At 55.5% G+C, this 16398-nt stretch carries 18 protein-coding genes; 6 read left to right on the forward strand and 12 right to left on the reverse strand.

Annotated elements, in window-relative coordinates; genetic code table 11:
• Positions 1-86: 86 nt before the first annotated feature.
• The 8 genes from ACR0L3_RS16330 to ACR0L3_RS16365 all read right to left on the reverse strand — a co-directional run bounded on the left by ACR0L3_RS16330 (position 87) and on the right by ACR0L3_RS16365 (position 9245).
• On the reverse strand, positions 87-2063 hold the full coding sequence (locus tag ACR0L3_RS16330) for a glycosyltransferase family 2 protein (protein WP_480746822.1): 1977 nt from the start codon (positions 2061-2063) through the stop codon (positions 87-89).
• A 338-nt stretch (positions 2064-2401) separates the two neighbouring features.
• Positions 2402-2824: a hypothetical protein gene (locus ACR0L3_RS16335; protein ID WP_480746823.1), complete on the reverse strand. Its 423-nt coding sequence runs from the start codon at positions 2822-2824 to the stop codon at positions 2402-2404.
• 212 nt (positions 2825-3036) lie between these two features.
• Positions 3037-3504 (reverse strand): Hsp20 family protein, encoded by a 468-nt coding sequence (locus ACR0L3_RS16340; protein ID WP_480746824.1) that lies wholly within the window; start codon positions 3502-3504, stop codon positions 3037-3039.
• A gap of 121 nt (positions 3505-3625) precedes the next feature.
• The gene (locus ACR0L3_RS16345; protein ID WP_480746825.1) at positions 3626-4441 is read right to left on the reverse strand and encodes a trypsin-like serine peptidase; all 816 of its coding nucleotides are present in this window, start codon (positions 4439-4441) and stop codon (positions 3626-3628) included.
• Complete coding sequence (locus tag ACR0L3_RS16350; RefSeq protein WP_480746826.1) at positions 4438-5229, reverse strand: trypsin-like serine peptidase; 792 nt, start codon at positions 5227-5229, stop codon at positions 4438-4440. The genes ACR0L3_RS16345 and ACR0L3_RS16350 overlap by 4 nt, the downstream gene beginning before the upstream one ends.
• Before the next feature lie 117 nt (positions 5230-5346).
• A complete protein-coding gene (glcF, locus tag ACR0L3_RS16355) occupies positions 5347-6669 on the reverse strand; it encodes a glycolate oxidase subunit GlcF (RefSeq protein ID WP_480746827.1) in 1323 nt (440 codons plus the stop codon).
• 4 nt (positions 6670-6673) lie between these two features.
• On the reverse strand, positions 6674-7774 hold the full coding sequence (locus ACR0L3_RS16360; protein ID WP_480746829.1) for an FAD-binding protein: 1101 nt from the start codon (positions 7772-7774) through the stop codon (positions 6674-6676).
• A 22-nt stretch (positions 7775-7796) separates the two neighbouring features.
• A complete protein-coding gene (locus ACR0L3_RS16365; protein WP_480746868.1) occupies positions 7797-9245 on the reverse strand; it encodes an FAD-linked oxidase C-terminal domain-containing protein in 1449 nt (482 codons plus the stop codon).
• Between the two features lie 82 nt (positions 9246-9327).
• On the opposite strand from ACR0L3_RS16365, the gene ACR0L3_RS16370 reads away from it, so the two are divergent.
• Together ACR0L3_RS16370 and ACR0L3_RS16375 are read left to right on the forward strand one after the other, a co-directional pair.
• On the forward strand, positions 9328-10038 hold the full coding sequence (locus ACR0L3_RS16370; RefSeq protein ID WP_480746830.1) for a DUF599 domain-containing protein: 711 nt from the start codon (positions 9328-9330) through the stop codon (positions 10036-10038).
• Between the two features lie 35 nt (positions 10039-10073).
• Positions 10074-10421, forward strand: a complete 348-nt coding sequence (locus ACR0L3_RS16375) for a hypothetical protein (RefSeq protein WP_480746831.1) — start codon at positions 10074-10076, stop codon at positions 10419-10421.
• Between the two features lie 3 nt (positions 10422-10424).
• Here ACR0L3_RS16375 and ACR0L3_RS16380 read toward each other — a convergent pair whose 3' ends face one another.
• The 4 genes from ACR0L3_RS16380 to ACR0L3_RS16395 all read right to left on the reverse strand — a co-directional run bounded on the left by ACR0L3_RS16380 (position 10425) and on the right by ACR0L3_RS16395 (position 13303).
• Positions 10425-10910: a flavodoxin family protein gene (locus ACR0L3_RS16380; RefSeq protein WP_480746832.1), complete on the reverse strand. Its 486-nt coding sequence runs from the start codon at positions 10908-10910 to the stop codon at positions 10425-10427.
• 1 nt (position 10911) lies between these two features.
• Positions 10912-11382, reverse strand: coding sequence for a 23S rRNA (pseudouridine(1915)-N(3))-methyltransferase RlmH (gene rlmH / locus ACR0L3_RS16385; RefSeq protein WP_480746833.1), 471 nt, complete (start codon positions 11380-11382; stop codon positions 10912-10914).
• A gap of 44 nt (positions 11383-11426) precedes the next feature.
• Positions 11427-11786 carry a ribosome silencing factor gene (gene rsfS / locus ACR0L3_RS16390; RefSeq protein WP_480746834.1) on the reverse strand — a complete coding sequence of 120 codons (360 nt, stop codon included), beginning with the start codon at positions 11784-11786 and terminating at the stop codon, positions 11427-11429.
• A 164-nt stretch (positions 11787-11950) separates the two neighbouring features.
• Complete coding sequence (locus ACR0L3_RS16395; protein WP_480746835.1) at positions 11951-13303, reverse strand: mechanosensitive ion channel family protein; 1353 nt, start codon at positions 13301-13303, stop codon at positions 11951-11953.
• A gap of 102 nt (positions 13304-13405) precedes the next feature.
• Here ACR0L3_RS16395 and ACR0L3_RS16400 point away from each other — a divergent pair, with 102 nt between their 5' ends.
• From ACR0L3_RS16400 to leuD, 4 genes are read left to right on the forward strand one after another with little or no spacing between them, the layout of a single operon-like run.
• Positions 13406-13501, forward strand: coding sequence for an isopropylmalate isomerase (locus ACR0L3_RS16400; protein WP_480746836.1), 96 nt, complete (start codon positions 13406-13408; stop codon positions 13499-13501).
• A gap of 43 nt (positions 13502-13544) precedes the next feature.
• A complete protein-coding gene (gene leuC / locus ACR0L3_RS16405) occupies positions 13545-14948 on the forward strand; it encodes a 3-isopropylmalate dehydratase large subunit (RefSeq protein ID WP_480746837.1) in 1404 nt (467 codons plus the stop codon).
• A 37-nt stretch (positions 14949-14985) separates the two neighbouring features.
• Positions 14986-15558 carry an HdeD family acid-resistance protein gene (locus tag ACR0L3_RS16410; RefSeq protein ID WP_480746838.1) on the forward strand — a complete coding sequence of 191 codons (573 nt, stop codon included), beginning with the start codon at positions 14986-14988 and terminating at the stop codon, positions 15556-15558.
• Positions 15559-15600: 42 nt separating this feature from the next.
• Positions 15601-16206, forward strand: coding sequence for a 3-isopropylmalate dehydratase small subunit (gene leuD / locus ACR0L3_RS16415; RefSeq protein ID WP_170691699.1), 606 nt, complete (start codon positions 15601-15603; stop codon positions 16204-16206).
• The last annotated feature ends 192 nt before the right edge of the window (positions 16207-16398 follow it).

Raw genomic sequence — 16398 nt, forward strand, 5'->3', positions numbered from 1 at the left:
AGAAGTCCCGCGCAAAGAAGTGCGGGGCTTTTCGAGACCGACATCAAACTATTCTGGGGCACCCGTCGGAACCACAGGACGTTGGCTCAATCCCACGGTTCGTAACACACTTTCGAATAGTGACTGTTTGACCAATCGGGATCAACACGCCCTATCCAAGGACACTGCCAGGCTGCTCCAAGTTGCGCGTCAATCTCAGCACTGCGAATTTTGTTGGTTGCACCGTTTGGCACCAACGTGATTTCGCCCAGATAGATTTGATCGTCTCTCAAGAACATATCCACACGAATGAAGTCAAAACTCCGCCCGATCCCCTCTGCAACCTGAACCATTGTTGGCAGACAATCCGGAATTGAAACCGGATCGCCGGATCTGAAATACAATTCCTTCTCAAGGAAATTGCCTTGCCGATCATAGATTGTCTGGATGTGGTGGGTCTGGCGTCCTGTGTCGACCTGAAACAGCACAACCCGACCGTTGACCACAAAAAACTTCCAATCCGGTGCGTCGCCGCCCTCAAGGCTCAAATCTTCTTCGACGTAGATGTTGCGCGGCATGGTCTCATACCACCAGAGCGAGCGTATTTCATCATGCACTTTTGTCAGCCACTCGACCGAGGTTCCTGTAACCTCAGTGCGCAGCTGATCTGACGCCGGCAAAGCGACCGGCATATTGGTTCCAGAACTGTGGTTCGATTTAAAATAATAGATGCCTTCGGGAAGCTCATCATTCGCCGGAAACCCCGGTCGATCTGAAATCCATGGTCTCTTCGGAATGGTCACCTTTTCCCGCAAAGCGCGTGGCAGATACCCTGCGCTTCGTAGTTTGTCAGACGGGCTGGGCTCGGGTACAGGGCCAAAAAATTTGAATAGAACCTGCTTTTCAGTGAAGGTCGTCGGCGCGATCAGGTTCGGCAACCGTTTATGAAACCTAAAATATTTCCGGATCGAGTGAGCCAAGGCGACGGGTAGGGAGTTGCCAATGACATCAATCCCTCTTTTAAAACCGGATGGCGGGTCCAAGCTCACACCGTGCAGGTCATTCTCGCGAATGATCCTCAGAACATCGCGTGAATAGTGTATCGGTTTTTGTTCGTCCGGGGGCTGCCATGCGCTCAGATACTCTGATCTGATCTGCTCAAGCATGTCGTGCAATCCGCACACTTTCGACAGCCGTTCCATTTGTTGTCGAGTCCGGTCTTCCCACCTGAGAATGGATGCATCCCTAGCCTCATTGAGGTTCCATTTTTTGTAAAACTCCTTTGTGTGCCGGTCATTCGTCCTTTTGTATCCCCGACCTCGTTTCGCCTTGAGGTGGAACGAATGCGGATCTCGCACCATGTAGTGGTTTATTTGCGCGATCTTATAGCCGTCAAATTGCCCGAAGAAGTTCCCCATCGGGCTCTGGCCAGTTTGAATCCACCGTTTGAGAAACTTCCTTTGACGATCGTTCACATTTGCGTCTTTAAAAGAGAGGGCCTCGCCGTTGGGGTTCGAGAACCGATCCAACCGAGAGGCGGCAGGTTCAAGATCACAGAGGTGCAGGAACTGGGAAAACCCCCGAGTCTCTTTGTTCTTTTGAAAAAAAGTCTTGAATTGTGTCCGTTCCAGGCCCGCGTCGCATTGCGTGTAATCCCCGGAAATATAGCGGCCGTTAAAGACAAGGTTTCCGGAATCCCCAAAAACACGCCAATTAATCAGCATCCCGATACGGTCCTGAGATTCAAGGTGGTGCGCAAGATCCGCGACGGTGCCGCTGCCGATGTGAATGTTTAGAAACTCGTCGGCATCAAGAAAGATGCCCCAGTCGCCTTCGTTCAGAATTCCCATTTCCGCTATCAAGCGGTTGGCATTCTCTTGCGCAGAGCGGTCTGCCGGCACATTCTGGCGAATGGTCTGGACTTCGCCCTTTTCGGACAGAGCCCGTAGAAGGCCGTCCGTGGCGTCAACAGAGTCATTCGTAACGACAATGATTTGGTCGAAGCCAATCGCTTTGTGGTAGGCGACCCATTCCAACAGAAAGGGGGCTTCGTTCTTCATCGCCGAAAACAGTATGTTAGCCATCTTTGAATAGTTTCTCTTACCTGCCCAAACGACCCGAGCCGCGATCCGGTGTATTTAACCAAATATTGCTGGCTTCACCGGGTTTCCACGTACTAGCAGTCCAACCGCCGCGATAAAATATCGTAATCTTTGCGGGAATAAAGGGACGAGCTCAATCGACGGGCAGGTTGATTTCACCTGCCCAGCGCAGACGCATTCATCCCGGCAAGAAACGACGCCTCGCGCCTTTAAGAACGCAGGACGTGCCGTGCGGTAGCCCAATGCCCATAACGCTTTTCACAATCAAAGAATCCAACCCATTTCGTAGGTGGATTTGGTCCCTTGTCAGGTTAAGACTTTCAGTAACTCGAATACCGGAAATTCACCACGGAATCATCTTGGATAGCGCAATGCGCTTTGATTGTACTGCGCGCATCGTTGCTGTCCTTTGAACGGGCCACTTCCAGATCAATCAAGTTAATACCATCCGCATTTTTGGTGTAGGAAAGCGTGCGCTCAAAATCGACTGCGTAGTACCCTTGATGCCCCATGGCGGTTTTGGTGCGGTGCATGCACAGACCAATCGCATTTTCCTCAGAGGATACACCGGGATGTCTCTGATATGGTGCGCCATGCCGGTAATGATGATGGGCAATTGAAGCGCCCAGTACGCCCAGCGCCACACCGGCTATTAAAGCGCCGGTGTCATCAGCCTTGGCAGGTGTCGTGGTGAAGGCAAGCATTGCGCAGATCGTTCCCGTGAAAAATTGGCTAAGACGCATCGTATCTAGGTCCTTTTGTTTCAAATTGGTTTGGGATGGGATCAGTGGCTTTCCCGGAACGAGCCTAGCCCAACGGCCTTTATCAATGCCAGATGTTTAAAACCGATGTAAAACAGTCTTAAAAAAACAACGCCCCGCGTCTGGAGGAACGCGGGGCGTGCAGTCTGCGATAATCCAGAGAGGCCGGATTACCGCCGTGTGGTCGACCAGCCTTAGTTAACGGCTTTGGCGTCAACCACGTCCTTTTCAATCGCTTTGCCGGATGAAATCTCGATCCGGCGCGGTTTCAGCGCCTCGGGCACCTCGCGCTTCAGGTCGATGTTCAGCATACCATTCTCATGGCTCGCGCCGGTCACACGCACGTGGTCAGCCAGGGCAAAACGGCGTTCGAACGCACGATTGGCGATGCCACGATGCAGGTAGCTGCGGTCTTTGTCTTCGGCAGCTTTCTTACCGGCGACGATCAACGCGTTTTCCTTCACTTCAACCGACAGGTCGTTTTCAGAAAACCCGGCAACAGCAACCGAGATGCGATAAGTGTCGGCGTCGGTTTTTTCGATGTTGTAAGGCGGATAGCTGGGCTGAGCCACATCGTTGGTCAGAACGCGATCCATCATGTCAGCGATCTGGTCGAATCCAACGGTTGCTCGGTGCAGCGGTGCAAAATCAAAACTACGCATAAGTCATATCCTCATGTTTGAGCGATCTGTTTTTGCCCTCCGTACGGACGGGCGATGGTGTATGCCGAGCCCCGTATGTGGCGACCCGGTACAGTTCAGATGGGGAGCATTTTGACCGAGTTCAAGACCCGTCGGAGGAGATGAACTTCGCGCCCGAACTGGACTTACCGGACCCTACTTGTAAACGGCGTATCGAGGCCTTGGGTTTTGGTGCGTCACGGCGCAATATAGCCTTCAAGTCACTGACAATACTGGACAATTCCATGCCATAGCCGACCTTGCGCCGACCATCCCAACCGCCAGCGGACACCAACGAAAAAATCTGCCAGCGAGGCCCCTTTTTTGCCAGAATAGCAGACCCAGAAGATCCAAAAGTCACGTCACAGTCAAAGCTGATCAAGCCCTGGCCTCGCTGAAGGATATTGCAGGAACGCTGGCGCAAGATCGACTCGGACCTGCCGCGCCCGTAGGAAGCGACGCTAATTTCGTTGCCGTTAACGCGACCATCATACAGAGCAAACGGATCAGCGACACCATGGGGCACCGGCGCATCAAGCCGCATCAAAGCCACGTCGATGCGAACACGCGGTGCAGAAACCGGTGCATTGGCCACGAAATCCGGGTGTGCGGCGATCTGGATCACCTTGCGATCGGCAAGGGACTTTCCGTTGCTCAACCCGGCCCGGAAAGTAACCTCTCCCGGCTCGAAAGGCCTGCCGGTAGATTTGTCCAAAGCGCAGTGGGCAGCCGTCAGAACCAAATCCCGCCCGATCAGCGTGCCTGTACAAAATCCGGTATCGCCAATGTCCAGGCGACCGATGGCCTCCCAGCCGTACAGATCCTCGCGGTCCGTTAGCGTACGCTTGGCGCTTTGGGCATAAGATGCGGTCGACAAAACCAGTAGGCACGAAAGCGTGCCAAGCAATAGTCGCATCATGGCTTGATGAACCTCGCGCCAATATTTCTTTTGGCCGCGCCGTCGGGTGTTGGTGCTAGAAATCCGCGACCGGCAGACAATTCCGCTTGCAACAGATGCAATGTTCCTTCGACCGGGGTACCGACAGCGACGCGCTGACCGTTAAATTCAGCCTTGGCCGCCACAACCGAAACGATGCGCGGCCGTTCGCCGTCGAAAGAAAAAACAGGTGCACCAGATGAACCAAACTCAACATCGCAGGACATCACCATAACCTCAGACCGGCGGGTCATGACCGAACAAACCTCTTGCAGTGACGGTGCCTCTGCCCTGTCCTGCGCGTATGAAACCACTCCGACCTCTTCCCCTCGATGTGGGCGGTTTCCTGTTTCAAAGGGGATGATGGTGGTACTTCGAATAGGTTGCCACAATTCAATCAGGGCAATGTCATTGCGAAGCCGTGCAGCCGACGTTTCGTTGTCGTATCGGTATTCCGGATGAATGACCGCCTGGCGCGCCGCTCGGTAGGCCGACGCACGCCCCAATCGCCATGCCGCCAGAAACTCGACATCAGAAAGGTCAATCCGCCGCCCGGTGACCTTGTCGTACAAGCAGTGCGCGGCCGTAAGGACCAGAGTTGGCGATATGAGGGTTCCAGTGCAAAACCCAGCGCCGTTGATGTCTAATCGACCCACAGCCATCCACGCCCGCCCGGCATCGGTGGTTTCAAGGCTTTTCAGTCCGCTGTCCTGCGCCATGGCAGCCATCGGTGTCAATGCCAGTGCTAAAGCCTTGATCCATTTTCGCAATCGGTTCTCCGGCGTTGCTGTAGGCCTATCCTCCTATGCGCCAGGTGGGGCGAAAATAGGGCGCTTACCTGATTGCAAGTTTCTGCCGGAAACTGATGCAGTGCTGCATCAAACCTTTCACTTGAGAATGGGAATCTCGGGTTGGGTCGAATACCCTTGTTGCATCGCCTTCGGCTTCGGACCGCCGCTGGCCCAGTCCAAAAGCTCGACCGTATGCACAACAGGAATCCCGGTTCCCGAGCCGATTTGCATCATGCAACCGATGTTTCCAGCCGCGATCACATCTGGGTTCTCGGCCTCAAGCGTTCTGACTTTTCGCCGTTTCAATTGGCCTGAGATTTCAGGCTGCATCAGGTTGTACGTTCCAGCACTACCGCAGCAAAGATGGCTGTCAGCAGGCTCTACTACAGTGAAACCAGCCTTTTTCAGCAGATCCTTGGGGTGCGTTTTGATTTGCTGACCATGTTGCAGTGAACAGGCTGCGTGATAGGCAATCGTCATGTCCTTGCTCGTGCCCCGCGGAAGGTCGAGCTGCACCAGCAGTTCGCTGATGTCCATTGCCTTACTGGACACGCGCGCGGCATCCTGGGCAAGCGGATCGTTTCGAAACATATGCCCATAGTCTTTAACCGTGGTGCCACATCCACTTGTATTGACGACGATGGCGTCCAACCCCTTACCATCCATTTCGGAAACCCAGGCCCTAATATTGGCCGCAGCAGCTTTATGACTTTTCTGAACCTTGCCCATGTGATGGGTGAGCGCCCCGCAACACCCGGCCCCTTCGGCCACGACGACCTCGCACCCTAACCGGGTCAGAAGCCGGATCGTTGCATCATTGATATCTGTGTTCAGTGCCTTTTGCGCACAGCCCGTCATCAACGCCACACGCTTTAGGCGCTGACCTTTGGGCGCAAAGCTCTGCGGGTCGTCGTTCCGACTGACGGGCGGAATGTGCTTTGGCGCCATGTCCAGCATCGCCCGCAACCGCGCATCCGGCATAAGGAAACGAAACGGTCGCCCCAGCTTCGCCCCAATCAATGCCCAGCGAAACCGCATCGGATAGGGCAGAATCTGCGCCAGAACCCAACGCAAGGCACGGTCCGTGAACGGGCGTCTGTAATAGGCCTCAATATACTCTCGCGCGTGATCGACCAGATGCATGTAATGCACACCCGATGGGCATGTCGTCATGCAAGCCAGACAGGACAAGCAGCGATCGATATGCTTGACTGTCTTTTCGTCTGGCTCGCGTTCATTCTCGAGCATGTCCTTGATCAAGTAGATACGACCGCGAGGGCTATCCAACTCATCGCCTAGCACCTGATAGGTCGGGCAAGTCGCGGTGCAAAACCCACAGTGGACGCAACTGCGTAGGATTTCATTTGAACGCTGAATAGCCGGGTCTTGTAGCTGTTTTTCGCTGAACGTTGTCTGCATCGGCCTACCCCATAAGTCCAGGATTGAAGAAGCCGCGTGGATCAAATCTCTGCCGAAGGCCTTTGGTTAGAGCCGCAACGCCTTTAGGTTCAGGTTGGAAAGAGCCAAGTTTCTCTGCCGTGGCAGCATCCGCACGCACCAGCGTCGCATGCCCTTCGAACGCACCCAACCGGGCCCGCAGATCAGTGCCCGCAGGCACCAGAGCCCAGATCAACCCGCCGCCCCAATCGAACAGCGTCTTATCTGCAGCGGCTCGTGCCGTAATGTCGGGCGCGTCAGTTGGTTTCACCGAAATCCGCCAGACATCACCGCTCTGACCATGAAACGCCCGAACGTCCCGCACGTCGCGCCAAAGGGCAACCGGATCGTCAATTTCTGAGATTTCTCCAAACTCCAGCAAGGCAGATTTCAATCGCTCAATCCGGTAGGCTACCGAGTCCGTGAACCCTTCGATCCGCAACAATGCCCGCCCCTCTTGTGGATCATAAGCCGCGCCATTGACCTCGAACGGTAGTTTCAATGCCGCTGCCAGGGCGTCAATTGCAGTTTCCGCGTCAGCAACCTGTATTGCCAACGTTGCGGTTGCTTCGGGTTTGGGCAGCATTTTCAACGAGACCTCGGTCAGCACGCCAAGCGTGCCCCATGCACCGCTCATCAGTTTGACCAGATCGTACCCAGTCACGTTCTTCATGACCCGGCCGCCATTTTTGACAATCTGCCCCATGCCATCGACATAGCGCACACCCAGCAAGAAATCCCGACACGCCCCAGCCTGTATCCGCCGTGGGCCTGAGATATTGGCGGCAACCACGCCACCGATGGTTGGCTCTCCGTTCGTGCACAGCAACCCCCGATGATCCATCGGCTCAAAGGCCAACTGCTGGCCCTCTGCTTCCAGTGCGGCCTCGATATCAGCCACGGGGGTGCCAGCTTGCGCCACAAGGGTCAGAGCGCCGGGTTCGTACAAAGTGATGCCAGACAGTCCAGCTGTTTCGATAGTTTCCTCGGGACCGGAAACACCTCGGGTCCCACCTCCGACAATGCGAACCGGTTGTTTTAGTCCGGCCACCATTTCGGCCAGTTCGGCTTCTGACTTAGGTTTCATCAAAAATCTTCTTTGTTAGAGCCTATTGGGCCGCGATACGCGCAACACGGCGTGCTTCTGAGGCATCCAAGGGGAACACTTTGGCCGGGTTCAGCAGCCAGTTCGGGTCGAACACATCTTTGACCGCCATCTGTGCCTCAAGATCCTGCGGCGTGTACTGATGCGACATCAAATCCCGTTTTTCGATACCCACGCCGTGCTCACCCGTCAGGCACCCGCCCACGTCCACGCAGAGCTTTAGAATTTCGGCGCCGAACGCCTCACACTTTTCAAGATCGCCAGGTTTGTTGGCATCAAACAAGATCAACGGATGCATATTGCCGTCGCCCGCATGAAAGACGTTGCCGACGGGCAATCCGTACTCCTCGCTTAACTCTCCAATCCGACGCAACACTTCTGGCAACGAGGAAACCGGGATTGTCCCGTCCAAACACATGTAGTCGTTCATCTGCCCCATAGCGCCAAAGGCAGATTTCCGCCCCAGCCAGATTTTCGCACTTTCTTCGGCCGATTGGCTTTCGCGCAGCTCGACCGGGTTGTGGCGCTGGGCGATCTCAATGATCTTCGACAGTTGATAGTCGATCTCGGCCTCCGAGCCCTCAACCTCGACGATCAGCAGCGCTGTGCAATCTGGATAGCCCGCATGGGCAAAGTTCTCACACGCCTTGATGCACAGAGTATCCATAAATTCGATCGCCACCGGCAAGATGCCGGACTTGATGATGTCGGACACACATTGACCCGCCACCTCATTGTCGTCGAACCCCATTAAAACAGGTCGCGCGCCTTCGGGCTTGCGTAAGATGCGCAAGGTTGCCTCTGTCACCACGCCCAACTGTCCTTCCGAGCCACAGATCAGACCCAACAGATCCAGCCCGCCTGAATCCAAATGTGCGCCTCCGATCTCGACTATGCTGCCGTCCATCAAAACCATTTTCACGCCAAGCAGATTGTTGGTGGTCACACCGTATTTCAGACAATGCGCACCGCCGGAATTCATCGCGATGTTGCCTGCGATGGCACAGGCCAACTGCGAAGATGGATCAGGGGCGTAGAAGAAATCTTCTTCTTCAACTGCACCTGTGACGCTCAGGTTGGTTCGGCCTGTCTGCACGCGAATGAACCGGTTGTCGTAATCGGTCTCTAACACCTCATTCATCCGAGCGATGCCCAGAATGACGCTATCGGCCGTCGGCAGCGCCCCTCCTGCCAATGACGTACCCGACCCGCGTGGCACCACCGGAACACCTTCTTCATGACAGATACGCAGCACGTCCGAGACCTCTTGAGTGGTCGAAGGCAGAACCGCCAGCATCGGGGGGCACCTGTAAGCCGTCAGCGCATCACATTCGTATGCCCGCGTTTCAGTAGGGTCATGAATCACAGCATCATCGGGCAATACCTTTGATAAGCGCTGCAAAAGCAATGCTTTACGGCGCAAAACGTCGGGATTTGGCGTTGGCATGTCCATGGCTGATCCTCCAATTTGGTAAAGTAATATTACCAATTTATACATCTGGCAAGTTTTCTCATCCACAACTAGTGTCGCGGCCATGACCTGGATCGAACGCGCCATGGTGTTTTCACCACTCGACTACGCCGCACTCTTGCTGCTGTTCTGTGCTTGGCAACTTATTGGCTGGCGGATCGACAACCCCTCACCCAACAAGAAATCCGTAGCGATGATGATGGACGGTTTTCGCCGCGACTGGATGCGCGAAATGGTGACACGGCAGCCGCGCATGTTCGATGCCCAAGTGGTGGCCAGTATGCGGCAGGGCAGTACGTTCTTCGCCTCAACCACGATGATCGCCATCGGGGGTGGGTTGGCCTTGCTCGGAAATACCGAGCGCCTGGCTGGAGTGGCTCAGGATCTGGCCATCGGCAGCGCACCCGCGCTAGTGTGGGAAATCAAAATTCTGGTCGTTCTCGTATTTTTGTCGAGCGCATTCCTGAAATACGTCTGGGCACATCGCCTCTTTGGATATTGTGCGGTCTTGATGGCCGCCGTACCCAACGACCCCGAAGACCCGCAGGCTTATCCACGCGCAGCACAAGCAGCTGAGATTTGTGTTACAGCCGCACGCAGCTTTAACCGCGCTTTGCGTGCCACATATTTCGCCCTCGCTTCGGTAACGTGGATCTTGGGGCCAGTGACCCTGATCATCGGCACGCTGTTGACCGTGGGCGTCCTGTACCGCCGGGAGTTTGCGTCGCATTCACGCTCGGTACTTCTGACACTTCCCTCCAACACAAAGACGTGATGACGCCGGTACGGCAAGCGCCATATGGTCGACCCATGCGATACGTGATTCTTTGCGCCATAATGGCTTGCCCCGCCTTTGCCGACCCCGCAGTTATTGAGAATGTTTCTGCTCGTCAGAACGGTGATACATGGCGGTTCGACGTCACGATTCGGCATCCGGACACAGGTTGGGACCACTACGCAGACGGTTGGCGTGTTCTTGATATGGAAGGCAACGAACTAGGAATGCGCGTACTGCACCACCCACATGAGAACGAACAGCCATTTACGCGATCTCTCAGTGGAGTAGTTGTTCCAAGCGATATCACTCAGGTTCAGATTCAAGCACGTTGCAACGTAGATGGCTGGAACGAAGGCACAACGGTCGTTGATCTCAACTAATGCTCAGAACACACCAAGGCTAAGGCCCGCCGCCAAGGCCGCGCCGATGTCCCGGCATTGATCCAACTGATCATCAGGGATGATCTTTTCGGCCAGAATCGCCTCTGGCGTTTGGGCATGAGTGCACAGGATCAAAGGCGGCTGCACTTCTTTCAGACGCCAACCAGTGGCGATGCGGGCTATCTGTCGCGCCGCGTTTTCACCGTCAGACCCAGCACATACCATCTGGGCATAAGGTCGCCCTTCGATCTTGCCCAGAACTGGATAGTAGCTGCGATCGAAAAACTCTTTCATCAGGCCCGAGATTGCCGCCAGATTTTCAGGCGCGCAGAAGATGTAACCGTCAGAGCCCAACAGATCGTCAGGCCCAGCTTGGTCGGCTGATTTCAAAACAACGTCCGCTTCTTCCCGTCCCGCTTCAGCCGCAGCTTCAGCCATTTGCCGGGCACCACCGGTGCGTGAATGGAAAACGATCAGAAGCTGCGCCATGTCAGACCCGGTGATATGGGCCGCCCGACAAGATAGTCGCGGCCCGGTAAAGTTGCTCGGCCAGCATCACACGGACCAGCATATGGGGCCAGACCATCGACCCGAATGAGATGGAAAAATCGGCCTCAACCCTAAGATTAGGGTCTATTCCATCGGCCCCGCCGATGATCAGCGCCAGATCCTGACGCCCCGCATCGCGCCAGCCGCCCAGTTTCTTGGCAAAATCGGGGGAAGACATGACCCGGCCGCGCTCATCCAAAGTGCAGATTACCGCGCCCTTGGGCAGCACCTTGCGCAGCAGCGCGGCTTCGGCACCCATGCCTGCGTTTTTCTTGTCTTCAACCTCGATCACCCGCGCAGGCCCAAGGCCCAGCGCGCGGCCGGTTCGATCAAATCTGGTCAGGTAATCGTCAAGCAGGGTCTTTTCCGGTCCGGCACGCAATCGCCCGACCGCACAAATGCTTATACGCATATTTCTCTCGCCGCCGGCCTGTTAATGCAGGCCGGGATGGCGCTTCAGTTCGCTGAGGCGCTGCCGCCCTGGGGCAGCCACATCTTTTCCAGCTGATAGAATTCACGCACTTCGGGGCGGAAGATATGGACGATCACGTCGCCCGTATCGATCAACACCCAGTCGCCGGCATCCTTGCCTTCGACCTTCGAGGTGAAACCGAACTCCTGCTTGATGCGATCCGTCAGCTTTTCCGCCATGGCTGAAACCTGACGGGTCGACCGACCCGAGGCAATCACCATGTGATCCGCAACCGAGGATTTGCCCTGCAGGTTGATCTGCACGACTTCTTCGGCCTTGTCGTCGGAAAGTGAGGAAAGGATACGTTCAAGCAGCTTGTCGCTGATTGACTGAGAGTGAGCCATTACACTGGCTCCGTCATCGGCGGGCAAACCCGCCTGGGTATGTAGAGACAGGACATAGTCCTCCTTTGCTGCGCGCCGCACATCCCCGGCGCCGGGGTATTATTAAGGTAACAAGGGGAATGCAACATTTCAATGAAGGCCCGCCATGCAGGGCGCACAAGGGTTCACTCTTTGGCGATCTGTTGCGCCACTGCGTCGTCGTTCAATAGGCGAACCTCGCGCTGAGGGAAGGGAATCGAGATGCCTTCTGATTTAAACGCATCCCATAAGGCCAGATACACATTGCCCCGGATATTGGTTAACCCTTTGGTCGGATCACTGATCCAAAAGCGCAGAACGTAATCCACACTGCTGTCACCGAAGCCGGTGATGTGGCAAACCGGTTCATGCGATCCACCACTCAGAACCCGTGTAACAGCCTTTACAGCGTGGATCGCGGTTGCACGCACCTGATGGGGGTCGTCGTCATAGCTGGTACCGAATTCCAAATCCAGCCGCACAAACTTGTCCGAATGTGACCAGTTCACGACCTGATTGGTGATCAGATCCTCATTCGGGATCAGGTACTCACGGCCATCCCTTGTGACAACCGAGACATAACGTGCGCCCAGCGCGTTGATCCAACCAAAGGTATCGCCCAGCGAAATCACGTCACCCGGTTTAATCGAGCGGTCCATCAGGATGATGATCCCTGAAATCAGGTTTGACACCACCTTTTGCAGGCCAAAACCGATCCCTACACCGATTGCACCGGACAAAAGTGCAATACCAGTCAGGTCAAATCCAAGTGTTCGGATAGCGACCAGAAAGACCGCACCGTACAGCAGCACTTGAATACCCTTGGCCAGCAGGACCTGCATCGAAGGGGTTATATCTTCGTTGTTCATAAGCCCGCGCTCGGCCGCACGAGTGCCGATGCGAGCGAGTGTCAACAGAATGCCAATCAGCAGAACCGCCTTGAGAATTCCCAATGCCGAGATGTGCAAATCGCCAATTGAAATGGCTACTCCGTCCAGAAATTCGGCGACATCGTCGGTAAGGTTCAGCGCAACAAGCGTTGCATAGACCCACATGGCCCATTTGAAAATCCGCCGAAGCGTTCTGTTGCGAACCAGACGTGCCACCATCGCAATGGCCAACCAAGCCAATGCCAGGGTCGCCACGACACCGATTATGTAGCTGCGCGATGGCCAAGTAATGTTCTGCATCAACAGGTACAGAGCCCAAGACATAACCACGAAATAAACCAACGTCAGGCGCTGCATCAGCTGCACCAATACCCGCAGACGCCATTTTGGCCAGCCGGTGCGTGAGCGGGCCCAAGCATTCCACCGGCCCTGCGTCGCCAGCTTCAGGATGTAGGCCAGCGCCCACAAAACCACGATGATAACCAACTGATGTTGCCGCCAACCCGGCGTCACGATCAATTCGAAAAGATTTTCGAATTGGACGGAAAAGCCCGCGACCATGTTGTTATAGAGGTCTGACAACGAACTGGGGATCAGGTCTTGGTTCATATTGCCAGCTTGGACAGCGCCGCTGCACGATGCAAGCCCAGCGAAGGATTGAACCTTGATTGACAGCAAAGGCCGATATATCTGAAGCGCATGAGACTCAATGTGGCCCAACAGCAAAATCTGGAAGACCGCGCGCGCCTGCGTGAACGGTTTTATGGGGCTGCCCGCACGGTCCTGGCCCGCCTATCCGCGGCCTGAGCCACCTCGCCAGCTATTTCTCATTACATACGGGAGAGGACCAATGTCCCCCAAAACACTCTATGACAAGATCTGGGATGCCCATGTCGCGCATGAAGCCGAAGATGGCACATCTTTGCTTTATATAGACCGCCACTTGGTGCACGAAGTGACCAGCCCGCAGGCTTTTGAAGGTCTGCGAATGGCGGGTCGCAAGGTGCGCGCGCCTGAAAAAACCATTGCTGTTCCGGATCACAACGTTCCAACCACGCCGGACCGCGCCAACGGGATCGAAAACCCGGAATCGCGGATTCAGGTCGAAGCGCTCGACAAGAACGCCAAGGATTTCGGCATTCATTATTACCCGGTGCACGACGTGCGTCAGGGAATCGTGCACATCGTTGGCCCCGAACAGGGCTGGACCCTGCCCGGCATGACCGTTGTCTGCGGCGACAGCCACACCGCCACCCACGGCGCGTTTGGCGCGCTGGCCCACGGTATCGGGACTTCCGAGGTTGAACATGTTCTGGCCACCCAGACCCTGATTCAGAAGAAATCAAAGAACATGAAGGTGGAAATCACCGGCAAATTACAGCCGGGCGTAACTGCCAAGGACATCACGCTGGCCGTGATTGGTGAGACCGGTACCGCCGGTGGCACTGGCTATGTCATCGAATATTGCGGTGAAGCGATCCGCGATCTGTCGATGGAGGGCCGCATGACCGTCTGCAACATGGCGATCGAAGGCGGCGCACGAGCCGGTCTGATCGCCCCCGACGAGACCACCTTTGAATATGTAAAAGGTCGCCCGCACGCCCCTAAAGGTGCCCAGTGGGAAGCGGCGATGGACTGGTGGAAAACACTCTATACCGATGAGGGTGCCCATTTCGACAAGGTCATCACTCTGCGCGGTGAAGATATCGCGCCGGTCGTAACTTGGGGCACCAGCCCAGAAGACGTGCTGCCGATCACTGCATCTGTACCGCACCCCGAAGATTTCGAAGGCGGCAAGGTCGACGCGGCCCGCCGTTCGATTGAGTATATGGGTCTGGAAGCCGGTCAGAAGTTGAGCGATGTGGAAATCGACACCGTCTTTATCGGATCCTGCACCAACGGCCGGATCGAAGACCTGCGCGCTGCTGCGGAAATCCTCAAGGGTAAGAAGATAAAGGACGGCATGCGCGCCATGGTCGTGCCTGGCTCAGGCCTTGTGCGGTTACAGGCCGAAGAAGAAGGTCTGGCGGATATCTTCAAAGAGGCCGGTTTCGAATGGCGCCTTGCAGGTTGCTCAATGTGTCTGGCGATGAACCCCGACCAGTTACAGCCGGGCGAGCGCTGTGCTGCAACCTCGAACCGCAACTTCGAGGGCCGCCAAGGCCGTGGCGGACGCACCCACTTGCTGAGCCCCGCGATGGCTGCCGCAGCGGCAATCACAGGACGGCTGACAGACGTCCGTGAATTGATGTAAGCTGCCCTCATATCTAGATATTTGAGGGATTGAAGACATGAGTGACTGGATCAAATGGCTCTTGCTGGGGCTTCTGTCCATAGCGTTCGGTATCTTTGTACTTGGCGCGCCGGCAGTCGCCTCGATTGCCGTGACGGTAGTAACCGGAGTGTTGCTGCTGATCTCGGGCGCGTTGCAGGTGGTTGGCGGCTTCACCGTCGAAGGTACCGGCAACAAAATCCTGTCATTCATCATGGGTGTTGTGATGCTGTTTCTGGGTTGGTCCTTCTTGGATCACCCGCTGCAGGGAACCGTAACACTGGCCACCGTCTGCCTGATCCTTTTCATGGCGGGCGGAATTGCCCGCGTAATCCTGTCATTCCAGATGCGAGGAACACAGTATTTCTGGGCGACGATGATCTCGGGCATCATTTCGATCTTGCTGGCGGTCCTGATCTGGCGCTTTGCTGCCGCAGATCCTTCGGTGCTGCTGCAATTGCTGGGTATCCTGCTGGGCATCGAGATGATCTTCAACGGTCTTGGCCTGGTCTTCATGGCGTTTTTCATCAAGGACGCCCCCAAAGGCGAAAACGTGCCGTCTGGCGATACAACAGAAGCGAAACAAGCTTAAACGCGGGGCAAGGGGCTGGCCCTCTCCCGCAGGAGTGTGAACATGGAAAAGTTTGAAAAAGTCCACGGGGTGGCCGCCCCAATGCCGCTGATCAATATCGACACCGATATGATCATTCCCAAGGTGCACCTGAAGACCATCAAACGGTCCGGCCTGGGCGTCGTGCTGTTTGACGAGATGCGCTATCACGATGACGGGCAAGAAAACGAAGAGTTTGTCCTGAACAAACCCGCCTATCGCCAAACCGAGATTCTGGTGGCTGGCGATAACTTCGGCTGCGGCTCGTCGCGGGAACACGCACCGTGGGCAATCAAGGATTTCGGGATCAAGGTTGTGATCTCGACCAGCTTTGCCGACATCTTTTTCAACAACTGCTTCAAGAACGGCATCCTGCCCATCGTAGTTGAAGAAGAGCACCATGCGATCCTGATGGACGACGCGCATAAGGGTGAAAACGCCCGCATGACCGTGCATCTGGAAGATCAGCAGATCACCACGTCGGATGGCGTCGTGATCGAATTCGACATCGACCCGCACCGCAAGCACTGCCTGCTGAACGGCTTGGACGATATCGGCCTGACGATGGAGAAAGATCATCACATCGACAAGTTTGAAGATCACGCCAGCCAAGCCCGCCCCTGGGTGTGATTCTGAGCGCGAATCTTCAGCCACTCAACTTAATGGGGTCGTCTAGGCGACCCCATTCGCATTTTAGGTGTTCAACGCTTAGCAACCACAACATGTAGACCAGTGCATGGTCTACACGCCGGATTTGCGTCAGAAATGATGCAAACTCGCACCAGTTTCGCCATCATTTTGCCCAAAATGACGTGTTTTCTG

The organism is Ruegeria sp. CK1 (assembly GCF_056536545.1).

Bases quoted from the DNA above. Each gene is read 5' to 3' on its own strand.
- ACR0L3_RS16330 (WP_480746822.1), bottom strand. From the start codon at position 2,063: ATGGCTAACATACTGTTTTCGGCGATGAAGAACGAAGCCCCCTTTCTG.
- ACR0L3_RS16335 (WP_480746823.1), bottom strand. From the start codon at position 2,824: ATGCGTCTTAGCCAATTTTTCACGGGAACGATCTGCGCAATGCTTGCC.
- ACR0L3_RS16340 (WP_480746824.1), bottom strand. From the start codon at position 3,504: ATGCGTAGTTTTGATTTTGCACCGCTGCACCGAGCAACCGTTGGATTC.
- ACR0L3_RS16345 (WP_480746825.1), bottom strand. From the start codon at position 4,441: ATGATGCGACTATTGCTTGGCACGCTTTCGTGCCTACTGGTTTTGTCG.
- glcF (WP_480746827.1), bottom strand. From the start codon at position 6,669: ATGCAGACAACGTTCAGCGAAAAACAGCTACAAGACCCGGCTATTCAG.
- ACR0L3_RS16360 (WP_480746829.1), bottom strand. From the start codon at position 7,774: ATGAAACCTAAGTCAGAAGCCGAACTGGCCGAAATGGTGGCCGGACTA.
- ACR0L3_RS16365 (WP_480746868.1), bottom strand. From the start codon at position 9,245: ATGGACATGCCAACGCCAAATCCCGACGTTTTGCGCCGTAAAGCATTG.
- ACR0L3_RS16370 (WP_480746830.1), top strand. From the start codon at position 9,328: ATGACCTGGATCGAACGCGCCATGGTGTTTTCACCACTCGACTACGCC.
- ACR0L3_RS16375 (WP_480746831.1), top strand. From the start codon at position 10,074: ATGCGATACGTGATTCTTTGCGCCATAATGGCTTGCCCCGCCTTTGCC.
- ACR0L3_RS16380 (WP_480746832.1), bottom strand. From the start codon at position 10,910: ATGGCGCAGCTTCTGATCGTTTTCCATTCACGCACCGGTGGTGCCCGG.
- rlmH (WP_480746833.1), bottom strand. From the start codon at position 11,382: ATGCGTATAAGCATTTGTGCGGTCGGGCGATTGCGTGCCGGACCGGAA.
- rsfS (WP_480746834.1), bottom strand. From the start codon at position 11,786: ATGGCTCACTCTCAGTCAATCAGCGACAAGCTGCTTGAACGTATCCTT.
- ACR0L3_RS16395 (WP_480746835.1), bottom strand. From the start codon at position 13,303: ATGAACCAAGACCTGATCCCCAGTTCGTTGTCAGACCTCTATAACAAC.
- leuC (WP_480746837.1), top strand. From the start codon at position 13,545: ATGTCCCCCAAAACACTCTATGACAAGATCTGGGATGCCCATGTCGCG.
- ACR0L3_RS16410 (WP_480746838.1), top strand. From the start codon at position 14,986: ATGAGTGACTGGATCAAATGGCTCTTGCTGGGGCTTCTGTCCATAGCG.
- leuD (WP_170691699.1), top strand. From the start codon at position 15,601: ATGGAAAAGTTTGAAAAAGTCCACGGGGTGGCCGCCCCAATGCCGCTG.